The sequence below is a fragment of the Sphingobacterium sp. GVS05A genome, from assembly GCF_019969845.1.
Taxonomy (GTDB): Bacteria; Bacteroidota; Bacteroidia; order Sphingobacteriales; family Sphingobacteriaceae; genus Sphingobacterium.
Genome location: NZ_JAHXYR010000005.1, coordinates 446,265 through 468,276, shown reverse-complemented (window position 1 = coordinate 468,276; position 22,012 = coordinate 446,265). Strand labels below are relative to the sequence as shown.

Below are 22,012 nucleotides of genomic sequence, written 5' to 3'. Positions count from 1 at the left end.
CATGGCTTCTGCCTTGAAGCGTTCAAAGTCGAATGGGTCTTTTTCTTTCATGACCGTGTCGTTTGAATAATTGAATATAAATAATCTTATTGAATTATTCCTCTGACACAGTTCATGTTACAGTCTCGGGATAGGTGTTTGTAAAATTGTTATTGCTTTTTGAAAGCGGAACCTATCATTCTCCTATATGAGTAAAGCCCGACATATAATATCGGGCTTTACTTGCACTTGATTATATAAAGCATTTTTTTTTATTTACTAATCAAGGTCTTCAATCGTTGCATCTGGTGCATTTGATTTTACAGATTCAATACCGTTTTCCATTCCACTCACACTTTCATACATTTCGCTTGTTCCGATAACTTGGCCGTTGGTCGCTTTCAAGTTGAAATAATGTTTTCCATTCGTTGAAGTCTTTCTTTCGAACTTATCGTTATCCTGAGCATTCCGTTTTACAGATTCAATCCCATTTAAACAGTTCGCCTTTGTTTTATACCCTTCACTGTCCAAAATAACCTGACCATTTCCAGCTTTTAAATTAAACTGGAATTCACCATCTTTTCTTGTTTTCACTACAAATTTTCCCATTTTTTCTATTATAAATTTTTACGTGATAAATGCAATTTACGCTACTAATAAAGATAACGTATTAAATTGTTTTTATTGTGAAACAACGATTAAATTATTTGCATTAAAATAGTAAGATATCAAAACAGTAGACAAAAGTCTACATTATAAAATCAAAAAAATGTGGACATGTGCTTTATGAAATTTTTCCAGGAATAAAGAAGGAGAGTTTCTACGAAACAAAAAAGAGCAACTTTTTACAGTTACTCTTTATTTTGCGGAAAGGGAGGGATTCGAACCCTCGATACAGTCATCCCGTATACAGTCTTTCCAGGACTGCTCATTCGACCACTCTGACACCTTTCCGTGTTTCAGTGCACAAATGTAGTAATTTTTTGCTTTATTACAATACCATCCACCTTTTTTATAGAACGATTTTTCCTATGCTATTGATCATAAGCACATTGTTTTTATATTTTTTTGAATAAAACATATTTCTTATTTTTCAGAATGACAAATAGCTATTTCGATATAAAAAAGAGTGTTTTAGAAGTCGCCCTCCAGCGAACAAATGAGCGGATCGCGATGATTGAATCTGCTCTGGAAACCGCTAGAGATTCCAGTAATGATGATACAAAAAGTAGCGCTGGTGACAAATATGAAACTTCCCGCGAGATGATCCAACAAGATATCAATCGCTATCAGGGACAACTTCTGGAAGCGAATAAAGACCTGTTACAACTAACCAATATTGCGACAGCAATAGCAGACGCGACAGACTTTGTCAAACTAGGGAGCCTTGTCAAGACAAATGTAGGACTCTACTTTATTGCAACGAGTATCGGTGCATTAAAAATAGGCGATATGAATGTCTTCGCAATTTCACCGGTATCACCTATAGGCCAATTGCTTATGAGCAAAAAAACCGGAGAGAGCTTTCTATTTAACAAACTAAATCAGACAATTACAGGAGTCTATTAATTGCCAAAATACAGGAAAGCTAAACAATATCTCAATCTAACTGTTTTTACTATGAACGAAAATAAAACGATACGATGAAATTAAACAGCTTACTTTTGATATTTTCATTAGGTGTTTTACCTTTTGTTCACTCATGCCGGTCACCGGAATCCGATGATCAGTTAAAGTTTAAAATTGAAGAAGCTTTAGCAGATAACCAAGGCATAGCAGTGGATGTAGAAGCGGGTAATGTTACCTTGAACGGACAATTAGGATCAGATTCATTGAAACAGGTTATTGAAGAGAAAACAAAGTTGGCCGGTGGTGAAAGTATCAAATCTGTTCATAATAATATTATGGTCAATCTTCCGGAGCCGGAAGACGCACGCGAAAAATATCATGAAATGGTCGAGGGGGCGGTAGATTCGACGCTAACCAGGGATGTCAATCGAGTGTTAAAAGAGTTTCCGACGATTACAGCCCAAGTAAGGGAGGGGATTATTATTGCTACCGGAAATATAGAAAAATCGCAATTGGATTCGTTAAAGAAAAGATTGGAACACATTAAACCAAAAGGTCTTGATATGAAAGGAGTAACGAGTCGATAACTCACTCGTATCCATAACAAAACTAAGAGCTACAACCCCACAGGCGAGTAGCTCTCACAATTTGTGCATATGTTTATTTAGCACCAATTTAAGCATTTTCCATAAGATCCCGAATAGCAACAGAAGCAATCGCACCTCCAAAAGCTGCCGGTAGATAGGACATTGTCCCATAAGCCGATTTCTTGAAATTACTTCCATCGGTATACAGCAAGGATTTTTTGTCAGGCAATTCAGTTGAGAAGGCAACTTTAACACCATCACGGATACCATGTTTACGTAATTTTTTGCGGATGTGCTGAGCTAACTTGCAATTATAGGACTTGCTAATATCTGCAATCTCAATTTTAGTTGGATCAACTTTACCGCCCGCACCCATTGAACTTACAAATGGCATTTTTGCATCCAGTGCCAGTCTGATGAAGAATAACTTCGGTGTGATACTATCAATGGCTTCCACACAATAGTCAGGCTTCATGTCCAATAATGCTGGTATTTTTTCGGGGATAATAAAGTCCTGGATCACGGTTAACTCCAATTCTGGATTGATAGCCAAAAGACGCTGTCTCATGATTTCAGCCTTCGCTTCGCCGTGGTTCGTTGCAAGAGCTGGGAGTTGTCTATTTCTGTTAGATGGGTCTACGGTATCACCATCTATAATGGTCATTTTACCAACCCCTGCACGACAGATAAATTCGGCCGCAAAAGAACCTACACCACCTAGGCCCAGAACCATTACGTGTGAATCCGCTAATTTTTCCAAAGCTGTCCTACCGACCAATGCCTCAGTGCGTGACAACCAACTTAAATCTTTCATTTTTTTAATACAATCTTATAATTATGATATAATGCCTGCTTTAGCATCTCTACTGGAATAGATCGAACTTGAGCGACATATTGATATAGGGTAGCAATTTCCGTTGCTGTATCGGTATCTGTTTCCAAAAATAAATGTGCAAGAGGAATATTTTTTACGACTTCATCCTGACTACCATCCAAACAATGAACTCCGATGGAAAGGTAGTACCCTTTGTCAATGAGCTGTTTGGCTAAGATCCAATTCTTGCGATAACCATGAAAGATAACCGGAAGTTGAATTTTTTCTTTCGCCAAAGAAGCCTGAATCTCCTGAAAAGCGCGCACACAATGAATGATCAAAGGCTTCTGAAAGATTATAGCCAATAGAATCTGTTGGTCAAAAACTGCTTGTTGTTCCGCGAAGGGTACTTCACTATTTTTGTCCATACCGCATTCACCTAAAGCTACAACATTGGCGTTTTGTATCATTGTCCGCATCAATTCCAATACTTTTTCCGTATTGTTGTTGATATACCATGGATGTAAACCAATCGAGCAGTCCCCTTTAATAATAGATTCACTATGGTTCAATGCTATATTTACAATAGATAGTGTAGAACCGTCCTCTATAGCATTAGGCCGATGTGTATGTATATCGATATAGGGGATCTGCGTTGTCAACAGCACAAAGGTCGAAAAAATAGTTGAAGCAAAAAATATTCTCTACAAAATTAGTATAGTTTTATTACTTCAAACTAGTATTCAATGCATGTAAAATTGCAGAAGCCTTTAAAAGACATTCCTGATATTCTTGTTCTGCTAATGCTTGGTTGGTAACAGCCCCGCCTGTATGAAAAGAGAGGTAATGTTCCTGCTGATTGTAAAGGATGGAGCGGATCACGACATTAAAATCAAATTCGTCATGTAAGGTATCAAAATAGCCTATGGAACCCGCATATACACCTCTTTTGGAATCTTCAATCTGATCGCAAATGCGCATAGCAGCAATCTTGGGAGCACCTGTCATGGAACCCGCAGGAAATGTATGTCTAAATACGTCCATATTGGGCACCTTTGGATCTTGAGTGCAAGTGATGGTAGATATCATCTGATGTACCTGTTTAAAAGATTGGATTTCAAACAAACGTGTGGCTTCAACTGTTCCGGGGAGGGCACTTCGTGTCAAATCATTTCGAACTAAATCCACAATCATCACATTTTCGGCAATCTCCTTCTGCGATTGGAGCATACGATTAATAATAATTTGATCTTCGTGCTTTGTAATACCTCTTTTTGCAGTGCCTTTAATCGGCTGAGAGATCAACTTGCCTTTTCTTTTTGCCAAAAAACGTTCTGGAGAAGCGCTCATGATAAAATGATGCCCAACTCTAAAAAAGTTGCTAAATGGAGTAGGTGATACGGCATTCAGTTTTAAATAAATATCGATCGGGGAAATATTGGCATTTTCGGAGAAGAATTCCTGACAGAGATTTACTTCGTAAATATCACCACGTTGAATATGTTGCTGCACTTTATCAAAGGCATCAAGGTATTCTTCTTTAGTCCACCGCGAGCGTAGGTGTAGATCTAGGGTAGCATCTATCTGTGGGATTGTTGTGTCGCAGATGGACTGATACACCGCAACTGGATCATCGGCTTGGATCTGCACTTGATTAACGGCCCATCTGACCGTAATGGTTGGAACAAAAAAATAGGCTGCTGGAAATCCGAGCTTATCAGTGGCGCTAGTACGTAAATTTTCGATCTCATTCTTAAGATCATAGGATAGAAATCCTGGAATAAACTCGCATTGATGTTTGACTAGGAATTGCTGTAATTGATCCAATACATCATCATCTGCACAAAATGAATGCAAGGCCTTCACCGCCAATACATTCTCAAATCTTCCCCACTCGTCAGGCGCGCCATTGCTATTAAAGAAAGAAATTTCATCAAATTGCCCCGACCAATGCAGGGCTTTCTGATGAAATTTATCTTTAGAATCGAGAAGATCAAAACTTTCGATCCTCATATTCTACTTTGATAAAGCCAGTGTTTGTTTACGATCCGGACCTACCGATAAAATCGTGATAGGAACTTCAAGTGCTTTCTCCAAATAAGAAATATAGTTGTTTAACGCCTCAGGAATCTCGCCCTCAGATGTAATACCAGTCAAATCTTGTTTCCAACCTTGAATTTCTTCCAAGATAGGTTCTGCTTGATGAGTAATAATCTCGTATGGCATGTAATCAATTACCTCACCATTATATTTATAATGTGTACAAGCATAAATCTTGTCGAAAGTATCCAATACATCCGCCTTCATCATGATTAAATCAGTCACACCATTCAGCATAATCGCATATTTCAATGCTGGGATATCAATCCATCCTGTACGGCGGGCACGTCCTGTTGTAGCGCCAAACTCATGACCCAATTGACGTAGTTTTTCACCAGTCTCATCATGAAGTTCAGTAGGGAAGGGACCTCCACCTACACGGGTCGCATAAGCTTTGAAAATACCGTATACCTTACCAATTTTATTGGGAGCAATACCAAGACCGGTACAAGCTCCAGCAGTAGTTGTATTCGATGAAGTAACAAATGGATAAGAACCGAAATCCACATCTAAAAGTGTACCTTGAGCTCCCTCAGCCAATACACGTTTGCCTTCTTTCAGATATTGATTAACTAAATGCTCTGAATCAACATGAGGAATGGTTTTAATAAATTCGATAGCATCCAGGAACGCTTGTTCTTTTTCACTGAAATCAGGAATATCACCATAGTGTGAAAGAATATTTAAATGCTTTTCTTTCAGCTTTTGGTAACGCTCTTGAAAATCTGGAAGTGTCGTATCACCTACACGTAAGCCGTTTCTACCAGTCTTATCCATGTACGTTGGGCCGATACCTTTTAAGGTAGATCCAATCTTGCCTGCGCCCATTTTCGATTCTGAAGCGGCATCCAATAATTGGTGTGTTGGCAAAATAAGGTGTGCTTTGCGCGCTAGCACCAAATTGCCTTTACCCACCGGATCAAAACCAGCTGTCTTAAGGTTGTCTAATTCTCTTTTTAGGATAATCGGATCAATAACGACACCATTACCAATAAGATTTAGTGTACCTTCATTGAAGATACCAGATGGAATTGTGTTGAGCACGAATTTTTTGTTATCAAATTCCAACGTGTGTCCGGCGTTAGGGCCGCCTTGGAAACGAGCGATTAAATCGTATTTTGGACAAAATACGTCTACGATTTTACCTTTACCCTCGTCACCCCATTGTAAGCCCAAAAGCACATCAACTTGCATAGCTTTTAAAGTATAGTAATTAAAATGTTATTAATAAAAATAGACTCATTAAAAAAATAAAAATGTTCAGGAATTTTTCTCCTGAACATTCCTGAACAAATGTACTATTATATTTAACAAAAATATAAGATTAATTTGAAATAGCTTCTTGGGCTACGGTTTCTTCTTTTTTATTTTTTTCCTGACAATCTTGACATACACCGTATAAATTTAACGAATGGTGTTTGATGTCAAACTTCAATAGGTCCCCCATAAGGCTTTGGATCTGGTTGATACGAGGGTCACAAAACTCTACAACCTTATTACATTCAATACAAATCACGTGGTCGTGTTGTTTGAAACCGTAAGACTTTTCGAATTGAGCCATATTACGGCCAAATTGGTGTTTGGTGACCAAATCACAAGACACTAATAATTCGAGGGTATTATAAACTGTAGCACGGCTGACACGGTATTTCTTGTTCTTCATATGGATATACAAAGACTCTACATCAAAGTGATCAGTACGTGAATAGATCTCTTCCAAGATAGCATAACGCTCTGGAGTTTTTCTTAGATTTTTATTTTCTAAGTATGCTTCAAAGATTTTTTTTACAGTTGCAAAATTTTCAGCTTGATTCATAGTAAAAATATTCTTGTACAAATTTACCAATTTAGATTGACATTTGATAGTATTTCTAAATTGTGATATTCATTTGATTAATTTTCAGATTCATAACGATTTACTCCTGTGATCCCTCTTACTTGTTTAAGGTTTTTCATCAAGCTCTCCAATTGCTGTGTATCATTGACGTATACCATAATATTCCCATCAAAAATACCATCATTACTCGATATGGATAAGGAGCGAATATTAACGGCAAACTCTTGGGAAATGACAGTTGTGAGTTTATTGACCAATCCGACATCATCGATCCCCACAATATGCAACCCAGTCAGGAATGCAGAGTCTTTTGTAGAAGCCCAACGTGCCTTCAGTATACGATAGCCATAATTCGCCATTAACTTGGACGCATTAGGGCAACTGGTACGATGGATCTTGATACCGTCATTGACTGTCAGGAAACCAAAAATATCATCGCCAGGAATCGGATTGCAACAAGGGGCTAGGGTATAGTCGACTTTTTGCATATCATCTCCAATAAGGATGGTATCAAACTCTTTCTTATTGATCTTTTCGACTAAACCACCGATATGGCTATTGAACTGATTGCCAGAAGAAGAACCCGCATTGATTTCAACCGCTTTCTCATGCGCCACGTACTCGCGCAATTGCTTGATATCAACGATGCCTTTTGCGACGTTATAAAAAAGGTCCTGAGAACTTGGATATTTCAGATAATTAGCAATCTTATTGATATTATCGGTATTGTAGGTTACCTTTAAAGACTTCAATTTGCGCTCTAGAATCTCCTTACCGTCCTCTGCGACTCTTCTTTTCTCTTCTTTAAGGGAGGATCTAATTTTAGATTTCGCTTTTGCGGTAACGACAAAATTGAGCCAATCTTCTTTTGGAGACTGCTTACTCGATGTAATAATCTCTACTTGGTCACCATTTTGCAAAACGTGGCTAAGTGGGACCAATTTATGGTTCACTTTGGCACCAATACAACTTGCACCAATATCGGAGTGGATCTCAAAGGCAAAGTCCAATGCTGTGGCATTGTTAGGCAATTGAATCAGTGTACCTTTTGGCGTGAAGATAAAAATCTCATCGGAGAACAGATTCATCTTAAAATCATCCACAAAATCCATGGCATTCTGATCAGGGCTGCTCAATACATCGCGTACCTTTTTGATCCATTGATCCAGGCCTGAATCCGAATTAGACTCTTTATATTTCCAGTGGGCCGCAAATCCTTTCTCTGCAATTTCATTCATCCGTTTGGTCCGAATCTGCACCTCTACCCATTGGCCTTTGGGGCCCATCACTGTGGTATGTAAAGATTCATAACCATTCCCTTTGGGGGAGGAGATCCAATCGCGTAAACGGTCTGGATTGGGGCGGTATAAATCCGTAACAATGGAATATACTTTCCAACATTCGGTTTTTTCCTTTTCGTCTACCGCATCGATGACGATACGAATAGCAAATAAATCATATACTTCCTCAAATGGAATTGACTTTTTGCGCATCTTGTTCCAGATCGAATGGATGGATTTGGGCCTTCCAAACACAGATGCTTTAATCCCTTGCTCTTCTAGAATTTCTTTAATAGGGTCAATAAAATCACCAATAAATCTCTCGCGCTCGGCCTTCTTCTCATTCAGTTTGCGGGCAATAAATTTGTAGGTATCCGGATCGGTGAACTTCATGGACAAGTCCTCCAATTCTGATTTAATTGCATACAGACCCAAGCGATGTGCTAAAGGAGCATAGAGATAACTGGTCTCCGAAGCAATCTTCAACTGTTTGTCTCTTGCCATAAACTCCATCGTCCGCATATTATGCAGCCTATCCGCCAATTTGATAAGAATAACACGTACGTCGTCTGCAAGAGTGAGCAGCATTTTACGGAAGTTTTCAGCCTGCATTGAACTATTAGGATCGAATATTCCGGAAATTTTAGTTAATCCGTCGATAATGCGACGAACTTTTTTTCCAAACATTTCCTCAATTTCGTCCAAGGTCACATTGGTATCTTCAACAACATCATGGAGCAAAGCGCATACAATGGAGGTCGTACCTAAGCCTATTTCCTCAGCAGCAATTTGCGCTACAGCAATAGGATGATAAATATAAGGTTCTCCTGATTTGCGGCGCATTTCCTTATGACTATCCAATGCCAAATCAAAAGCTTTACGAATCTCTTGCTTATCCCCGCGCTGCAAAGTAGGCTTGCAAGCACGCAATAATGCGCGGTAACGTTTTCTTATCTCTTTGTTTTCTACCTCTATATCAATCACATAATCTTTCATAAACGTTGCAGGTAAATGATGTTTTTTTGAGTATTTTTGTTTAATTTAGTTAATGTATTTCGAATACGATTATCAAGCTAACTTATTTTGTAATAAATTTACCAAAATATAATAGCATTGACAAATTAAAAGAGTTATATAGTCATTCAGATGAAGACAATAGTAGGTGGTTTGCTTTTTCTTCTTGGGACTTTGTCAGGTGTGACACAGGCTCAATCTCTTGTTCTTCCATTGTATGGTGAAGGGGCGCAAGAGACTGTGACTGATTATATGAAAACAACATTACCTTCGGGCGAGATTCTACCTTGGTTTCCCATCCCCGAGGTTGTTATTGTCAGAAAACGAGTATGGTCAAGCGAGGAAGCAAGACGGGAATATCTACGTTTTAGACGAAATGTACTGAAGGTACTCCCTTATGCGATCTATGCGCAAAAAAGATACGACCAGCTGGATCGGGATCTAGCCATGACATCTGAAAAAAAGGAACATGAAGCCTTGGTGGAGCGTTGTGAAAATGATGTGAAACAAATGTTTAATAGGGAAATTAAAAACATGACCATTTCCCAGGGTAAAATTCTTATAAAACTGATCGATCGCTATACAGGACACACAAGCTACGAAATGGTAAAAGAAATGAAAGGTGGAATTTCCGCGTTCTTTTATCAAGGAGTTGCCAAAATTTTTGGACATAATCTAAAATCTGCGTACGATCCAAAGGAGGACTTCGAAATCGAAAACATTATCCGGGAATTTGAAAGATCAAGACCTAAACCGGTCATGTAGACTTCAATATGCTAATTGCAAGGAGACTTGAAAAAGTATCCGGATCCTCATATAAATACCTAAATTAAGATAATATGAAAACGATTTATGACTTTGATGCCTTGCAATTCAATGGAACCATGAAATCTCTAGGGGATTTTGAAGGAAAGGTTTTGTTGGTCGTCAATACAGCGAGTCAGTGTCTGTTTACAAAACAATTTAAATCGCTAGAAAAGCTCTACCAAAAGTATAAAGAAAAGGGGTTTGAGATACTGGCATTTCCATCCAATAACTTTCGAAATCAAGAACCCTTGACAGGCAGTACATTGGAAACATTTTGTCGAATAAACCAACAAGTCAGTTTTCCTGTTTTTAAGCGCAGCCATGTCATTGGCACGTATGCCACGCCGTTGTATAATTTTCTTTCAAATAAGACAGAAAACGGTCATATAAATAGCAAACCTTCCTGGAACTTTCACAAGTACCTGATCAACAAGCAGGGAGAGGTTGTGGATTTCTATTACCCCACGACTTCGCCATTGTCAGGTAAAATTTGTCGTAATATCGAACGACTTTTAGCGGAGTAAACAACAAACTTTCTACCTTTGACCTCGGCTTCACAGCAGTAAGTCCATCTATGTTGGCTATCTTCAAAATAAGCTAGCAATATGAAAGAATTAACTGCAGAATCATTTTAACCGATTTTGGTGAAATTGGAAGCTGTAAACAAAAAAGAGGATATCAATATGCTAAAACTAGATTTATTAGTCATTGCTGTGCATCCCGATGACGCAGAATTAGGGGCAGGCGGAGTAATGGCAAAATATGTTGCTGAAGGAAAAAAAGTAGGAATTGTAGACCTGACACAAGGCGAACTAGGCACACGCGGTACAGCGGAGACCAGAGCGCAAGAGGCAAAAGATGCCGCAACGATCCTGGGGCTGGCTACTCGCGAAAATCTTGGTCTCAGAGATGGCTTTTTCGAAAATGCTATCGAAGAAAAAATGGCTATTATAAGTGCAATAAGGAAATACCAGCCTGAAATTGTTATCACCAATGCAATTACCGACCGCCACCCTGATCATGGCAGGGCAGGACAGCTTGTGAATGAAGCCTGTTTCCTTTCGGGTTTAAGAAAAGTAGAAACAAGAGATGAAAATAATCATATACAAGAAGCCTTTCGGCCACGATTAGTGTTACAGTTTGTACAGGATTATTACATCAAACCTGACGTGGTTATTGATATTACGGACTACTATACTATCAAGGAGAAGTCAATCCTAGCCTACAAAACACAATTCTATACTGGTGAAAACACCAATCCAGACGAGCCACAAACCTATATCTCCAATCCGGATTTTATGGAATCTACTGCTGCTAGAGCGAGAGAATTTGGCCGTTATATCCAGACAAAGTATGCGGAAGGATTTACTTCTAAAAAGATATTAGGTGTTGATGATCTATTCGACCTAAGATAAAGAAGCTATAATGAAAATAAAGAAGTGAAAAGTCGAAGATTTTATGGAGACTCATAGAATCTTCGACTTTTTTTATAACGGATAGGCAACCTATCAGGAGATAAAACCTTTTACATATTGTTTTGTGATCTCATGCTGTGGATTTAAAAGTACTTGCTCCGTGGGGCCAAATTCTAGAATTTCACCTCCATAAACAAAAAGGATATAGTCAGACACTCTTCTAGCTTGTCTTAATATATGTGTAACTAGAACAATAGTATAATCCTGCTTAAGCTCGATTAATAATTCTTCAATTTTTGCTGTAGATAATGGATCCAATGCGGAAGTCGATTCATCGCCGAGTATAATTTCAGGTTCAACAGCAAGGCCCCTAGCTAAGCAAAGTCGTTGCTGCTGTCCAATCGAAAGACCACTTGCAGACTGCCCCAAACGGTCCTTGACCTCATCCCATAAGGCCACATTTCGCAATTGTGTCTCGACAATCTTATCCAGTTCCTTTTTATTCTTGGTGCCATGTATACGCGGGCCATAAGCGACATTATCGTAGATAGACATCGGTAAGGGATAAGGTTTTTGAGATAAAAGTCCCATCTTCTTACGGATATGTGTCACTTCAGCATCCTTACCATAAATATCCTCACCGTTCACAAGCACAGACCCCGTTATTTCAACACCTTTTGTGTCGTCTACAAGTCGATTAAGTGTTTTCAGCAATGTGGTCTTACCACAGCCTGAGGGGCCAATGATCGAGGTTACACTGTTGTTTGGTAAGGCAAGATTAATATTCTTTAAGATATGCCTCCCATCGATATACACATTGAGATCCTTGATCTTAATGTGAGGATCAGTCAAAGGACTGTTTAACGACGATTCTTTTGTTTCGATTGAAGGATATGTGTGCATACTACGATAATTAAAATAATGATTGTTAAAACCAGGGCCGAAGCATAAGCTCGCCCCTGAACCTCAGGAATTGGACTACTTAACTGAAAAAATATGGCCAAAGGAAGTGTTGCCGCAGGTTCATCAATATATTTAGGTAAATTGTCACTGAACCCTGTCGTTAATAGTACGCCAGCTACATCACCAATAGCCCTTCCAAACGCCAAGAGAATAGCTGTCAATAATCCGGCACGGATACTCCGCAACATAACCTTTGCAAGCTCCCAGCGTGTAGTACCCAAGGAAAGGGTGACATTTTTAAGATCTTCGGGAATCGTTTTGATCAACTCATCTACGGTACGTACCACAATAGGGATCGTCAATAGTGTGACGGTAATGATACCCCCCAATAGCGAAGCTCTGATACCGAAATAGACCATAATACCAAAGCCGACAGCACCATACACAATAGATGGCACTCCATAAAGCACATCAAACAACAACTTCGAAAACTGTGTTACTCTGGATTTTGTACCCAAATAGATATTCAGATAAATTGATATTGGAATACCAATAAAAGCCGATAAGGTAGTCGCTACACCGGCTAGATATAGTGAACCTAATATGGCGTTTAAGATTCCGCCTTCTTTACCAATGTAAAACCCGCCTTTGGGCAGTTGACTGACCATGTCCCAATCGAGATAGGGAAGACCTTTATAAAGTATTGTACCTACAATAAAAAACAGGGAAGCCGTCACCGTAATTCCGGATAGATGCATGAAGCCCTTCGCGATTTTTTCGCTCAATAACCTTCTTTTGGTATTATCCATCTAAACCTCCTTCAAGACGTCTCAGTATCAGACGTGATATTAAATTGAAAACAAATATGATCACAAATAGCAATAATGCCGAAAACATTAGTGCGGACTCATAAAGTGGGATGGACATCATCTCACCAAAGTTGTTGGCAATTAAAGCTGGTATGGGATAACCGGCATCAAATATGGATGTCGGGACCTTGGGTACATTGCCGCAAACCATTAATACTGCAATCGTTTCTCCAAATGCACGAGAGGTCGATAAGACAATAGCAGCAATAATACCGGGCTTTGCTTTTTTGAGAATAACATGTTTTATGGTATCCCATTTTGTTGCTCCCAAAGACAAAGAAGCTGCTTTTAATTCATACGGAATCGTTTGGAGAACCTCAACCATAATTGAAATCATAATCGGAAAAATCATGACTGCCAATACAATCCCCCCAGCTAACACCGAATAACCAGATGTCACCACGCCAAAAATCGGAGCAATATAAAGCTGGATCAATGGTACAATAAATAACACGCCCCAAACACCATATAGCACTGGAGGAATGGCAGCCAAAACATTGACAAGCGGGAGCATCATATTTTTCAATGCATCTGAAGCATATTCAGTCAGATAAACAGCTGTTAATATACACAGTGGTATGGCAATGGCAAGGGATATCAATGTGACAGCAAGTGTGCCAGCGATAAAAGGTAGAAATCCGAATGAGCCTTTCATAGGTGCCCATACTTTGTCTGTCAACAACTGAAATACATTGCTATATTCAAATAGTGGAATGGATTTTACGGTTAAACCGACCGCAATAATAAGGACAACTGAAAGCGAAATCAGTAGCAACAATAATGTGGACCGTTTTACTAAAGTATCTTTAACCAGACGTGTATTTAGCATGCTATAACTTATTTAGTTCTTCATTGATTAGTGTTTCACTCAATGGGACATACCCATTTTCCAGTAACTGCGACTGCGCCTGCTTCTGCAGTACAAATGAAATAAATTCTTTCAGGAGCAGAGATTCTGTCTTATTACGTGTGACAAATGTCAGATCACGCGAAGGGGGAGCGGGGTATTTACCCAAAGCAACAGCTCCGGTCAGGTCCGATAGCGATCCATAGAATTGCTCTTCGACTTCAATCTGTCCATTTTTATTTAAATCCAATGGCAATACATCAATATGATCAAACACTTTGTTTGTCTTTAAATTATATACATAATTAATGTTGTTGAAGCCAATACCCAACTTATCATCTTTGATAGCCTGAGCAATACCAGGATCTCCGAAAATGCCAACACCTTGCAGGTCCTCCTGTTTATGCCCGAAAAATTTAGCCCAGGTTTCTGCCGCTCCGGCGGCATCGGAACGCACGTAGACATTAATCGGATCTGCTGTAAACTGCGGATCAATTTGATTCCATGTTTTAAATTTTCGATTGACAAAAATATCCGCAAGTTCCTCCCGTGTTAAACCTCGTTTCAGTAATGCTTTATAATTCGGATTGCCCGGATTCAATGTACAAATCACAGCGTCTTTAGCGACGATAATAGGAACTGCACCTTTTTTGACTTCTTGCGCATGCAAATCCCGTGACACAAGACCAATGTCTACCATACCAGTTAACACATCGGCTATTCCTTTTCCCGCTCCGCCTGCGGAAATATTAAAACGAACATGAGGGTGAATTTTTTTAAAATCTTCACTCCAGATTACCGCCAAAGGGTAGAGGGCAAAGGCTCCAGATAATGAAATATTACCTTCGAACCCACGCTCTTTGCTATATCCATTCTTTACTTTTGGCGCGCATGACGTGATCTTAAATACAACTATAAAGCTAAAAACAAGGACTATAAAACATCTTTTTATCATTACACCTATTAGTCTACAGGTTTGGTATATTAAATTTTATACGGCAAATATATATTAATTTGGTAGATATTATAGAATATTAAAAAAATATTTTTACATTTGACATCGAGAAAAGAATACTAAATCAATAGATTTTATTTGTTTTATGCAAAGCTTCCGTACAGAATTAGAAAATCCAGTCGTGGAAAAGGAGATTATTGAACTTGAAAAAAAGATTCGGTTATTTCACGAAGGTAAGATCGCTGATGAGAAATTTAGATCACTGCGCCTTGCCAGGGGAGTATATGGACAGAGACAACCAGGGGTTCAAATGGTTCGTATCAAACTTCCATTTGGAAAAGTTACTTTTAAACAATTGATCAAAATCGCGACGATCTCTGATGAATATGCAAGTCGCAACCTGCATCTGACCACACGTCAGGATATTCAGATTCATTATGTCAGTCTGGATCGCACACCAGAACTTTGGTCAAAATTGGCAGAGGACGATATTACCTTAAGGGAAGCCTGTGGTAATACTGTTCGTAATGTAACGGCTTCACCAACTTCGGGTATTGACCCGAAAGAACCTTTTGATGTATCACCATATGCACAGGCGACATTTGAATATTTTCTACGTAATCCAGTCTGTGCGGAGATGGGTAGAAAATTCAAGATGTCTTTTTCTGCAAGTGAAGAGGACACCGCTTTCTCGTATATCCATGACTTGGGTTTTATTCCAAAATTAAAGTATGTGGATGGTGTAGAAGTACGTGGTTTCAAAGTCTTGCTAGGGGGTGGACTGGGATCACAGCCATTTTTAGCATCGCTAACAAATGAATTTCTACCGGAAGATGAGCTAATTCCTTATATAGAGGCTGCCTTAAGAGTGTTTGACCGATACGGCGAACGCAACAACCGTAACAAGGCTCGCTTTAAATACCTTATTCAAAAATTAGGTCTGGAGGAGGTGTTAAATCTGATCGAAGCAGAAAAGATTGCTACAAAAGTAAAAACTTTCGCTATCGATCGAACCAAAATTGAACAACCGCTGCCACCGGATGACAGCCAAATCACCATACTTGATCTCGATACCGATTTAAACTATCAGGTATGGAAGAATACGAATACATTTGAACAAAAGCAAGCAGGCTATTATGGTGTCTATGTACGTGTTTCTACCGGGGATATCGGTACCGATAAAGCGCGGTCATTGATCGCTGGATTAAAAGATCTTGTTGCCGATGATATCCGGATAACACAAAACCAAAGTTTACTGTTGAAGTATGCAACCGGAAAGTCGCTACCTCATATTTATCAACTGCTAAAATCATTAGATCTTGCTCAGGTAGGCTTTGACAGTACTGCTGATGTGACAACATGTCCCGGAACGGACACCTGTAATCTTGGCATTTCAAATAGTACCGAAATGGCGCGAGTCATTGAATCCTATATCGCCGAATTCCACCAAGATTTTATTTTCAACAGAGATTTGAAAATTAAGATATCCGGTTGTATGAATTCCTGTGGCCAACACGGACTGGCACATATTGGCTTCCATGGCAGCTCAGTTAAAGCAGAGGGTAAGGTAGTTCCCGCTGCCCAGGTTATGCTCGGCGGTGGTACGATCGGCGATGGTGAAGGCCGGGTCGCCGAACGGATTATCAAAGTACCAACCAAACGGGTATTGCATGTGGTTGAATTCGTACTGAACGATTACAAAAAGAATGCTGAAGAAACTGAAAACTTTCATGCGTATTACGACAGACAAGGTAAAAATTATTTTTACAATCTATTAAAGCCACTGTCAGATCTGACAACGCTTTCGGAAGATGAGTTTGTGGATTGGGGACATGAAGGTACTTTTCAAACAGCGATAGGTGTGGGTGAGTGCGCTGGGGTAGTGATCGATCTGGTAGCAACATTGATTTATGAGGCGGAGGAAAAGCTGCAATGGGCAAATGAGACATTCGGTGAAGCAAAATTCGCAGACGCTATCTACCATGCATACAATGCCTTTGTTCAGGCAGCGAAAGCCTTGCTGTTAGATAAAGGTATTAGCGCAAGCACACAAAATACAGTGATCAATGAATTCCAGACACATTTTGTGGAGTCCGGGGAATATGACTTTGATCAGTCATTTCCGGAGCTTGTCTTACAAATCAGTAAAAATGAACCTACGGAGGTCTTTGCAACAGGTTATCTACAAGAAGCCACAAAGTTTATCAATGAGGTTTATCAACGTAAAAATTTAACGCCTGTATTGGCTTAGGAGGGGACGGAATGTCGATAGAAGCAAAAGTAACTTTAGTAGGTGCTGGGCCAGGAGACCCAGAATTGATTAGCCTCAAAGGGATCAAAGCAATCCAGAAAGCGGATGTTATTTTGTATGATGCGCTTGTCAATGATGAACTATTGGATTATGCGAAAGCAGATTGTATAAAAATTTATGTCGGAAAACGTGCCGAACAGCTTTCTACATCACAAGATGAAATCAATCGCTTACTGGTTGACTATGCCTTGAATTATGGGCATGTAGTGCGTTTGAAGGGTGGAGATCCCTTTGTCTTTGGACGTGGAGGTGAGGAAATCGATCATGTGGCACAATATGGCATTGAAACAGCCGTTGTACCGGGTATTTCCTCCGCTATTGGCCTAACAGGACTACAGCAGATTCCTTTGACTTATAGAGGGATTAGCGAAAGCTTTTGGGTGATAACAGGGTCAAAATCTGACGGCAGTTTATCTAGCGATCTATACTTGGCAGCGGAATCCAATGCGACTGTAGTCGTTCTGATGGGCTATGGAAAATTAACAGAGATCGTGGCCATTTATCAGGAGAAAAACCTTCATCATCTACCGATCGCTTTGATTCAGAATGGTTCACTTCCCAATGAAAAGATTGTATTGGGAACAATGGACAATATACTAGATGAATCTACTGAAAAAAGAGTTGGGGTACCAGCTATTATCATCATAGGTGAAGTGGTGGCGAAACACAGATCGTTTCAACAGATTAAAGAAAAAGCACTTGCATTATAAGTATGAATCAGTTGTTTCCCATATTCGTTAAACTTGATCAGATCCAGACCCTATTGGTCGGAGGTGGAAAAGTTGCATTGGAAAAATTCCAGGCATTGATAACAAATGATGAGAGATTGAACTTAACTATTGTTGCAAGGGAAATTGTTCCAGAATTTGAAATATTACTCAGGAATTATCCTCACATTCAACTTCACATACGTCCTTTTGAGACGACTGACATTGAACACAAGCAACTTGTGATTGCGGCAACGAACAATATGGAACTGAATGATGAACTTCGTGAGTTAACATCATTTCACAATATACTCTTCAATGCAGCGGATAAGCCAGATCTATGCGACTTTTATTTGGGATCCATTGTTACTAAGGGCAATCTAAAAGTTGCAATTTCCACAAACGGCAAATCGCCAACAATTGCAAAAAGAGTAAAGGAATTGTTCAATGATCTATTACCAGCCGAAATCGACGAAACGCTTTCACTGATGAGCGAATATCGTGAACAGCTGAAAGGGGACTTTGAATTTAAGGTAAAGAAGCTGAACGAACATACCAAAAACATATTACGTCATGAGCGTTAAGGAAATTAAAGAAATTATCGGCGATAAAAAAGGAACCGAGATGCTGCAAGCAATTGCAGCACTATATCCTTCAGAAGTTGTTTTTTCGACATCTTTTGGGATAGAAGATCAGATTATCACCGAATGGATTGGCAAAAACAATATTGGTATCGAGATTTTCACTTTAGATACCGGGCGATTATTCAAAGAGACATACTCTTTGTGGAGCCGTACATTGGAACGTTATCAACTGAATATCAAAACATACACACCGGATACGACATTGCTGGAAGATTTTATCAGCAAAAAGGGGCCTAATTCTTTCTATGAATCTGTTGAAAACCGTAAAGAATGTTGTCGGATCAGGAAGATTGAACCATTGCAGCGTGCTATCAGTGGAAAAAAAATCTGGATTACCGGCATTCGGTCTGAACAATCGGTCAATAGACATGATATGGATTTTGTAGAGCACGACGAAATAAATGATATCATAAAAATTCATCCGCTGTTTGAATGGACCTTTGAGCAGGTAAAAATGTACTGTAAAGAACAGTATATTCCCTATAATGTCTTACATGACAAAGGATTTCCGAGCATTGGTTGTCAACCCTGTACAAGAGCTATTCAGGAAGGAGAAGATTTTCGTGCCGGAAGATGGTGGTGGGAAGATCAGAGTAAAAAAGAATGTGGTTTACATGCTGTTAAATCTTAATCATAAAAAAGCGTAAACCCGAATTCATTAAATCAAATTTTATTATTTCAAAGAATGGACTATTTAGATCATTTAGAAGCGGAAGCAATATATATATTAAGAGAAGTCGCTGGACAGTTTGAAAAACCAGCACTATTATTCTCGGGCGGAAAAGATTCCATTACATTGGTTCATCTAGCAAAAAAAGCTTTCAGACCTGGTAAATTTCCCTTTCCACTGGTTCATATTGATACTGGGCACAATTTCCCAGAAACTATTGTTTTCCGTGATAGTCTTATTGAAGAAATTGGAGAAAAACTTATTGTTGGCTATGTCCAAGATAGTATAGATCAGGGCAAAGTCGTTGAGCAAAAAGGTAAAAATGCAAGTCGTAATGCACTTCAGACTGTTACCTTACTCGATACGATCTCGAAACACGGTTTCGATGCATGTATCGGAGGGGCACGTAGGGACGAGGAGAAAGCACGTGCAAAAGAACGTATTTTCTCCGTTCGTGATGAGTTTGGACAATGGGATCCAAAAAGACAAAGACCTGAGTTGTGGAGTATTTTCAACGGCAAGATAAACAAAGGCGAGAATGTACGGGTATTCCCGATATCAAACTGGACTGAGCTCGATGTCTGGAATTATATCAAACGCGAACAAATCGCATTACCATCCATTTATTTTAGTCATGAGCGGGAGGTAATCACCCGTAACGGACAATTAATGGCAGCCGCACCGTTTTTGAATATTGATGAGGATGATGTTGTTGAAACTAAATCTGTTCGTTTCAGGACGGTGGGTGATATGACCTGTACAGCGGCAGTAGATTCTACAGCAACTGCTTTGGATGATATCATCGCGGAAATCAAGGCATCAACCGTCAGTGAACGTGGGGCTCGGATGGATGACAAAGTATCCGAGGCAGCAATGGAAGAACGAAAAAAACAGGGATATTTTTAATTCCTCAAATCTAATACTTGATATTGACAACAATGAATATATTGAAATTTATAACAGCTGGTTCGGTAGACGATGGTAAAAGTACCCTAATCGGTCGATTGCTATACGATACCAATTCTATTTTGGATGACCAATTGGAAGCGATACAACGTGCGAATCGAAAAAATGATGATGGAACAGTAGATTTAGCGATATTAACGGATGGACTAAAGGCAGAACGCGAACAGGGGATAACCATCGATGTCGCTTACAAATATTTTCAGACCGATCATCGAAAATACATTATCGCTGATGCTCCGGGCCATATCCAATACACGCGAAACATGGTTACAGGTGCATCTAATTCTGAGCTGATTATCATCTTGGTGGATGCACGGAAGGGGGTTATTGAACAAACGAAAAGGCATTCGTTTATTGCTAAATTACTGGCAATGAAACAAGTATTGGTGTGTGTCAATAAAATGGATATGGTAGATTATAGCGCCACTGTTTTTGAACAAATCAAAAATGATTATCAGCAATTGGCGGCCAATCTAGGGCTTCAGGATGTTGATTTTATCCCTGTATCTGCATTAAAAGGAGACAATATTGTTCATAAATCTGATCGTATGCTATGGTATTCAGGAAAATCGCTATTGGATTACCTGGAGAATGTTGAAATTCACGAAAATCAAGCGGCGAATTGGAGATTCCCTGTGCAGTGGATTGTAAGGCCACAAACAGATGATCTCCATGACTATAGGGGATATGCCGGCAGAGTATTAGGAGAGGGGCTTACCGTTGGTGATCAGGTGATTATTTATCCCTCAGAAACATATAGCGCTGTAAAGGCTATAGAATTTAACGGCCTGCAGCTTGACCGTGCGGAAAATGGACAGTCGGTTATTCTTCATTTAACAGACGATGTTGACATTAGTCGTGGCGACACCATAGCAAATGTTGAAAAACAGCCAAAATTTGAGCGCAATATACAGGCAAACGTATGTTGGTTTGACAATAAACCGTTGGATACCGAACAGATCTACTTACTTCAGAACCACAGTAAATTGACAAAAATTAAGATTGTCGATGTGCTTTATAAATTTGACATCAACACACAGGAAAAAGTTTTCGACGAAACGATCAAGCTCAATGATATTGGTCGTATTGCAATCAAATCTGCTGAAAATCTTGTATTTGATTTACAGACAGAAAATTCTGCAAATTCTCAAGCCATTGTCATAGATCCGAGGACTAACTTAACAGTTGGCGCTTTGATGATTCAGGCAGTTGATTAGCATTTTTTATTCTGTAAATATTCAACCTAAATATTTATTGAGGAATCTGAGCGTTTCGCTTGGATTCCTTTTTTTATATAAAATATGCAAGCCTTATTTATAAATCATTGTAAGAAAACTTATTTTATATAATATCAAAACCAGCAATAAGTGTATTAAATAATTCATTAGAAACTTCCATTCTCATCACTATACATATTTATTATAATTTATATTATGTTAAATAGTAATTTACAAACCTCCCTTTTACCCAACGATTTGTTATATTTTGTAATAAAATAGTATTGCTACTTTGTTATAACGAAGACTCTAATCTCATTGCATATAGCGATTTTAATTCCGCGTAAAATCAGATCTTACAATCTATTGAGACTTCATGATATAATGGCCTTATAAATTTTAAAATTTATAAGGCTTAGAATTACACAAATCATTACGTTTAATATGTTCTATTACAAAAACGAAAATGATTCTTTTTTTTTGCTAAAGTGTCGAATAAAATACGTGGATGATTTGATTTT

General features: G+C 39.0%; 22 protein-coding genes and 1 tRNA gene. 11 read left to right on the top strand and 12 right to left on the bottom strand.

Going from position 1 to position 22,012, the window contains the following annotated elements; translation table 11 throughout:
- Positions 1-258 precede the first annotated feature (258 nt).
- Positions 259-588, bottom strand: coding sequence for a YegP family protein (locus LC454_RS15535; protein ID WP_223583388.1), 330 nt, complete (start codon positions 586-588; stop codon positions 259-261).
- A 257-nt stretch (positions 589-845) separates the two neighbouring features.
- Positions 846-933 (bottom strand) — tRNA-Ser (locus tag LC454_RS15530).
- Between the two features lie 144 nt (positions 934-1,077).
- Between LC454_RS15530 and LC454_RS15525 the strand changes: the two genes are divergently transcribed.
- Both LC454_RS15525 and LC454_RS15520 read left to right on the top strand, forming a co-directional pair.
- A complete protein-coding gene (locus LC454_RS15525) occupies positions 1,078-1,548 on the top strand; it encodes a 3-oxoacyl-ACP synthase (protein ID WP_223583387.1) in 471 nt (156 codons plus the stop codon).
- 74 nt (positions 1,549-1,622) lie between these two features.
- A complete protein-coding gene (locus LC454_RS15520; RefSeq protein ID WP_223583386.1) occupies positions 1,623-2,135 on the top strand; it encodes a BON domain-containing protein in 513 nt (170 codons plus the stop codon).
- 88 nt (positions 2,136-2,223) lie between these two features.
- On the opposite strand, the gene LC454_RS15515 is transcribed toward LC454_RS15520, so the two are convergent.
- The 6 genes from LC454_RS15515 to LC454_RS15490 form a co-directional block, all read right to left on the bottom strand.
- Complete coding sequence (locus LC454_RS15515; protein ID WP_223583385.1) at positions 2,224-2,949, bottom strand: ThiF family adenylyltransferase; 726 nt, start codon at positions 2,947-2,949, stop codon at positions 2,224-2,226.
- Positions 2,946-3,611, bottom strand: a complete 666-nt coding sequence (locus tag LC454_RS15510; protein WP_223583384.1) for a TatD family hydrolase — start codon at positions 3,609-3,611, stop codon at positions 2,946-2,948. The genes LC454_RS15515 and LC454_RS15510 overlap by 4 nt, the downstream gene beginning before the upstream one ends.
- Positions 3,612-3,675: 64 nt before the next feature.
- Positions 3,676-4,962, bottom strand: a complete 1,287-nt coding sequence (locus LC454_RS15505; protein WP_223583383.1) for an anthranilate synthase component I family protein — start codon at positions 4,960-4,962, stop codon at positions 3,676-3,678.
- A 3-nt stretch (positions 4,963-4,965) separates the two neighbouring features.
- A complete protein-coding gene (locus tag LC454_RS15500) occupies positions 4,966-6,243 on the bottom strand; it encodes an adenylosuccinate synthase (RefSeq protein ID WP_120257513.1) in 1,278 nt (425 codons plus the stop codon).
- 130 nt (positions 6,244-6,373) lie between these two features.
- Positions 6,374-6,865, bottom strand: coding sequence for a Fur family transcriptional regulator (locus LC454_RS15495; RefSeq protein WP_104381932.1), 492 nt, complete (start codon positions 6,863-6,865; stop codon positions 6,374-6,376).
- 77 nt (positions 6,866-6,942) lie between these two features.
- Positions 6,943-9,162 carry a RelA/SpoT family protein gene (locus LC454_RS15490; protein WP_223583382.1) on the bottom strand — a complete coding sequence of 740 codons (2,220 nt, stop codon included), beginning with the start codon at positions 9,160-9,162 and terminating at the stop codon, positions 6,943-6,945.
- Between the two features lie 150 nt (positions 9,163-9,312).
- Here LC454_RS15490 and LC454_RS15485 point away from each other — a divergent pair, with 150 nt between their 5' ends.
- From LC454_RS15485 to bshB1, 3 genes are all read left to right on the top strand, one after another.
- Positions 9,313-9,945, top strand: a complete 633-nt coding sequence (locus LC454_RS15485; RefSeq protein ID WP_120257511.1) for a DUF4294 domain-containing protein — start codon at positions 9,313-9,315, stop codon at positions 9,943-9,945.
- A gap of 74 nt (positions 9,946-10,019) precedes the next feature.
- On the top strand, positions 10,020-10,511 hold the full coding sequence (locus tag LC454_RS15480) for a glutathione peroxidase (RefSeq protein WP_223583381.1): 492 nt from the start codon (positions 10,020-10,022) through the stop codon (positions 10,509-10,511).
- A 159-nt stretch (positions 10,512-10,670) separates the two neighbouring features.
- A complete protein-coding gene (gene bshB1 / locus LC454_RS15475; RefSeq protein ID WP_223583394.1) occupies positions 10,671-11,402 on the top strand; it encodes a bacillithiol biosynthesis deacetylase BshB1 in 732 nt (243 codons plus the stop codon).
- A 93-nt stretch (positions 11,403-11,495) separates the two neighbouring features.
- On the opposite strand, the gene LC454_RS15470 is transcribed toward bshB1, so the two are convergent.
- From LC454_RS15470 to LC454_RS15455, 4 genes are read right to left on the bottom strand one after another with little or no spacing between them, the layout of a single operon-like run.
- The gene (locus LC454_RS15470) at positions 11,496-12,305 is read right to left on the bottom strand and encodes a phosphate ABC transporter ATP-binding protein (RefSeq protein ID WP_223583380.1); all 810 of its coding nucleotides are present in this window, start codon (positions 12,303-12,305) and stop codon (positions 11,496-11,498) included.
- Positions 12,263-13,114 carry a PstA family ABC transporter permease gene (locus LC454_RS15465; protein ID WP_223583379.1) on the bottom strand — a complete coding sequence of 284 codons (852 nt, stop codon included), beginning with the start codon at positions 13,112-13,114 and terminating at the stop codon, positions 12,263-12,265. The genes LC454_RS15470 and LC454_RS15465 overlap by 43 nt, the downstream gene beginning before the upstream one ends.
- Positions 13,107-14,003 (bottom strand): phosphate ABC transporter permease subunit PstC, encoded by an 897-nt coding sequence (pstC, locus tag LC454_RS15460; protein WP_120257507.1) that lies wholly within the window; start codon positions 14,001-14,003, stop codon positions 13,107-13,109. Before pstC ends, LC454_RS15465 begins: the two co-directional genes overlap by 8 nt.
- 1 nt (position 14,004) lies before the next feature.
- Positions 14,005-14,976 (bottom strand): PstS family phosphate ABC transporter substrate-binding protein, encoded by a 972-nt coding sequence (locus tag LC454_RS15455; protein WP_223583378.1) that lies wholly within the window; start codon positions 14,974-14,976, stop codon positions 14,005-14,007.
- Between the two features lie 145 nt (positions 14,977-15,121).
- On the opposite strand from LC454_RS15455, the gene LC454_RS15450 reads away from it, so the two are divergent.
- From LC454_RS15450 to LC454_RS15425, 6 genes are read left to right on the top strand one after another with little or no spacing between them, the layout of a single operon-like run.
- Positions 15,122-17,227 (top strand): HEPN domain-containing protein, encoded by a 2,106-nt coding sequence (locus LC454_RS15450; RefSeq protein ID WP_223583377.1) that lies wholly within the window; start codon positions 15,122-15,124, stop codon positions 17,225-17,227.
- Positions 17,228-17,238: 11 nt separating this feature from the next.
- On the top strand, positions 17,239-17,997 hold the full coding sequence (gene cobA, locus LC454_RS15445; RefSeq protein ID WP_223583376.1) for a uroporphyrinogen-III C-methyltransferase: 759 nt from the start codon (positions 17,239-17,241) through the stop codon (positions 17,995-17,997).
- A 2-nt stretch (positions 17,998-17,999) separates the two neighbouring features.
- A complete protein-coding gene (locus LC454_RS15440; RefSeq protein ID WP_223583375.1) occupies positions 18,000-18,578 on the top strand; it encodes a bifunctional precorrin-2 dehydrogenase/sirohydrochlorin ferrochelatase in 579 nt (192 codons plus the stop codon).
- Positions 18,568-19,269, top strand: a complete 702-nt coding sequence (locus LC454_RS15435) for a phosphoadenylyl-sulfate reductase (protein WP_223583374.1) — start codon at positions 18,568-18,570, stop codon at positions 19,267-19,269. Before LC454_RS15440 ends, LC454_RS15435 begins: the two co-directional genes overlap by 11 nt.
- 54 nt (positions 19,270-19,323) lie before the next feature.
- Complete coding sequence (gene cysD, locus LC454_RS15430; RefSeq protein WP_223583373.1) at positions 19,324-20,214, top strand: sulfate adenylyltransferase subunit CysD; 891 nt, start codon at positions 19,324-19,326, stop codon at positions 20,212-20,214.
- Positions 20,215-20,246: 32 nt separating this feature from the next.
- Complete coding sequence (locus LC454_RS15425; RefSeq protein WP_223583372.1) at positions 20,247-21,491, top strand: sulfate adenylyltransferase subunit 1; 1,245 nt, start codon at positions 20,247-20,249, stop codon at positions 21,489-21,491.
- The last annotated feature ends 521 nt before the right edge of the window (positions 21,492-22,012 follow it).

What these genes read in the sequence shown, in the direction of transcription:
- LC454_RS15535 (WP_223583388.1), bottom strand. Translation starts at nt 588, where the DNA reads ATGGGAAAATTTGTAGTGAAAACAAGAAAAGATGGTGAATTCCAGTTT.
- LC454_RS15525 (WP_223583387.1), top strand. Translation starts at nt 1,078, where the DNA reads ATGACAAATAGCTATTTCGATATAAAAAAGAGTGTTTTAGAAGTCGCC.
- LC454_RS15520 (WP_223583386.1), top strand. Translation starts at nt 1,623, where the DNA reads ATGAAATTAAACAGCTTACTTTTGATATTTTCATTAGGTGTTTTACCT.
- LC454_RS15515 (WP_223583385.1), bottom strand. Translation starts at nt 2,949, where the DNA reads ATGAAAGATTTAAGTTGGTTGTCACGCACTGAGGCATTGGTCGGTAGG.
- LC454_RS15505 (WP_223583383.1), bottom strand. Translation starts at nt 4,962, where the DNA reads ATGAGGATCGAAAGTTTTGATCTTCTCGATTCTAAAGATAAATTTCAT.
- LC454_RS15500 (WP_120257513.1), bottom strand. Translation starts at nt 6,243, where the DNA reads ATGCAAGTTGATGTGCTTTTGGGCTTACAATGGGGTGACGAGGGTAAA.
- LC454_RS15495 (WP_104381932.1), bottom strand. Translation starts at nt 6,865, where the DNA reads ATGAATCAAGCTGAAAATTTTGCAACTGTAAAAAAAATCTTTGAAGCA.
- LC454_RS15490 (WP_223583382.1), bottom strand. Translation starts at nt 9,162, where the DNA reads ATGAAAGATTATGTGATTGATATAGAGGTAGAAAACAAAGAGATAAGA.
- LC454_RS15485 (WP_120257511.1), top strand. Translation starts at nt 9,313, where the DNA reads ATGAAGACAATAGTAGGTGGTTTGCTTTTTCTTCTTGGGACTTTGTCA.
- LC454_RS15480 (WP_223583381.1), top strand. Translation starts at nt 10,020, where the DNA reads ATGAAAACGATTTATGACTTTGATGCCTTGCAATTCAATGGAACCATG.
- bshB1 (WP_223583394.1), top strand. Translation starts at nt 10,671, where the DNA reads ATGCTAAAACTAGATTTATTAGTCATTGCTGTGCATCCCGATGACGCA.
- LC454_RS15470 (WP_223583380.1), bottom strand. Translation starts at nt 12,305, where the DNA reads ATGCACACATATCCTTCAATCGAAACAAAAGAATCGTCGTTAAACAGT.
- LC454_RS15465 (WP_223583379.1), bottom strand. Translation starts at nt 13,114, where the DNA reads ATGGATAATACCAAAAGAAGGTTATTGAGCGAAAAAATCGCGAAGGGC.
- pstC (WP_120257507.1), bottom strand. Translation starts at nt 14,003, where the DNA reads ATGCTAAATACACGTCTGGTTAAAGATACTTTAGTAAAACGGTCCACA.
- LC454_RS15455 (WP_223583378.1), bottom strand. Translation starts at nt 14,976, where the DNA reads ATGATAAAAAGATGTTTTATAGTCCTTGTTTTTAGCTTTATAGTTGTA.
- LC454_RS15450 (WP_223583377.1), top strand. Translation starts at nt 15,122, where the DNA reads ATGCAAAGCTTCCGTACAGAATTAGAAAATCCAGTCGTGGAAAAGGAG.
- cobA (WP_223583376.1), top strand. Translation starts at nt 17,239, where the DNA reads ATGTCGATAGAAGCAAAAGTAACTTTAGTAGGTGCTGGGCCAGGAGAC.
- LC454_RS15440 (WP_223583375.1), top strand. Translation starts at nt 18,000, where the DNA reads ATGAATCAGTTGTTTCCCATATTCGTTAAACTTGATCAGATCCAGACC.
- LC454_RS15435 (WP_223583374.1), top strand. Translation starts at nt 18,568, where the DNA reads ATGAGCGTTAAGGAAATTAAAGAAATTATCGGCGATAAAAAAGGAACC.
- cysD (WP_223583373.1), top strand. Translation starts at nt 19,324, where the DNA reads ATGGACTATTTAGATCATTTAGAAGCGGAAGCAATATATATATTAAGA.
- LC454_RS15425 (WP_223583372.1), top strand. Translation starts at nt 20,247, where the DNA reads ATGAATATATTGAAATTTATAACAGCTGGTTCGGTAGACGATGGTAAA.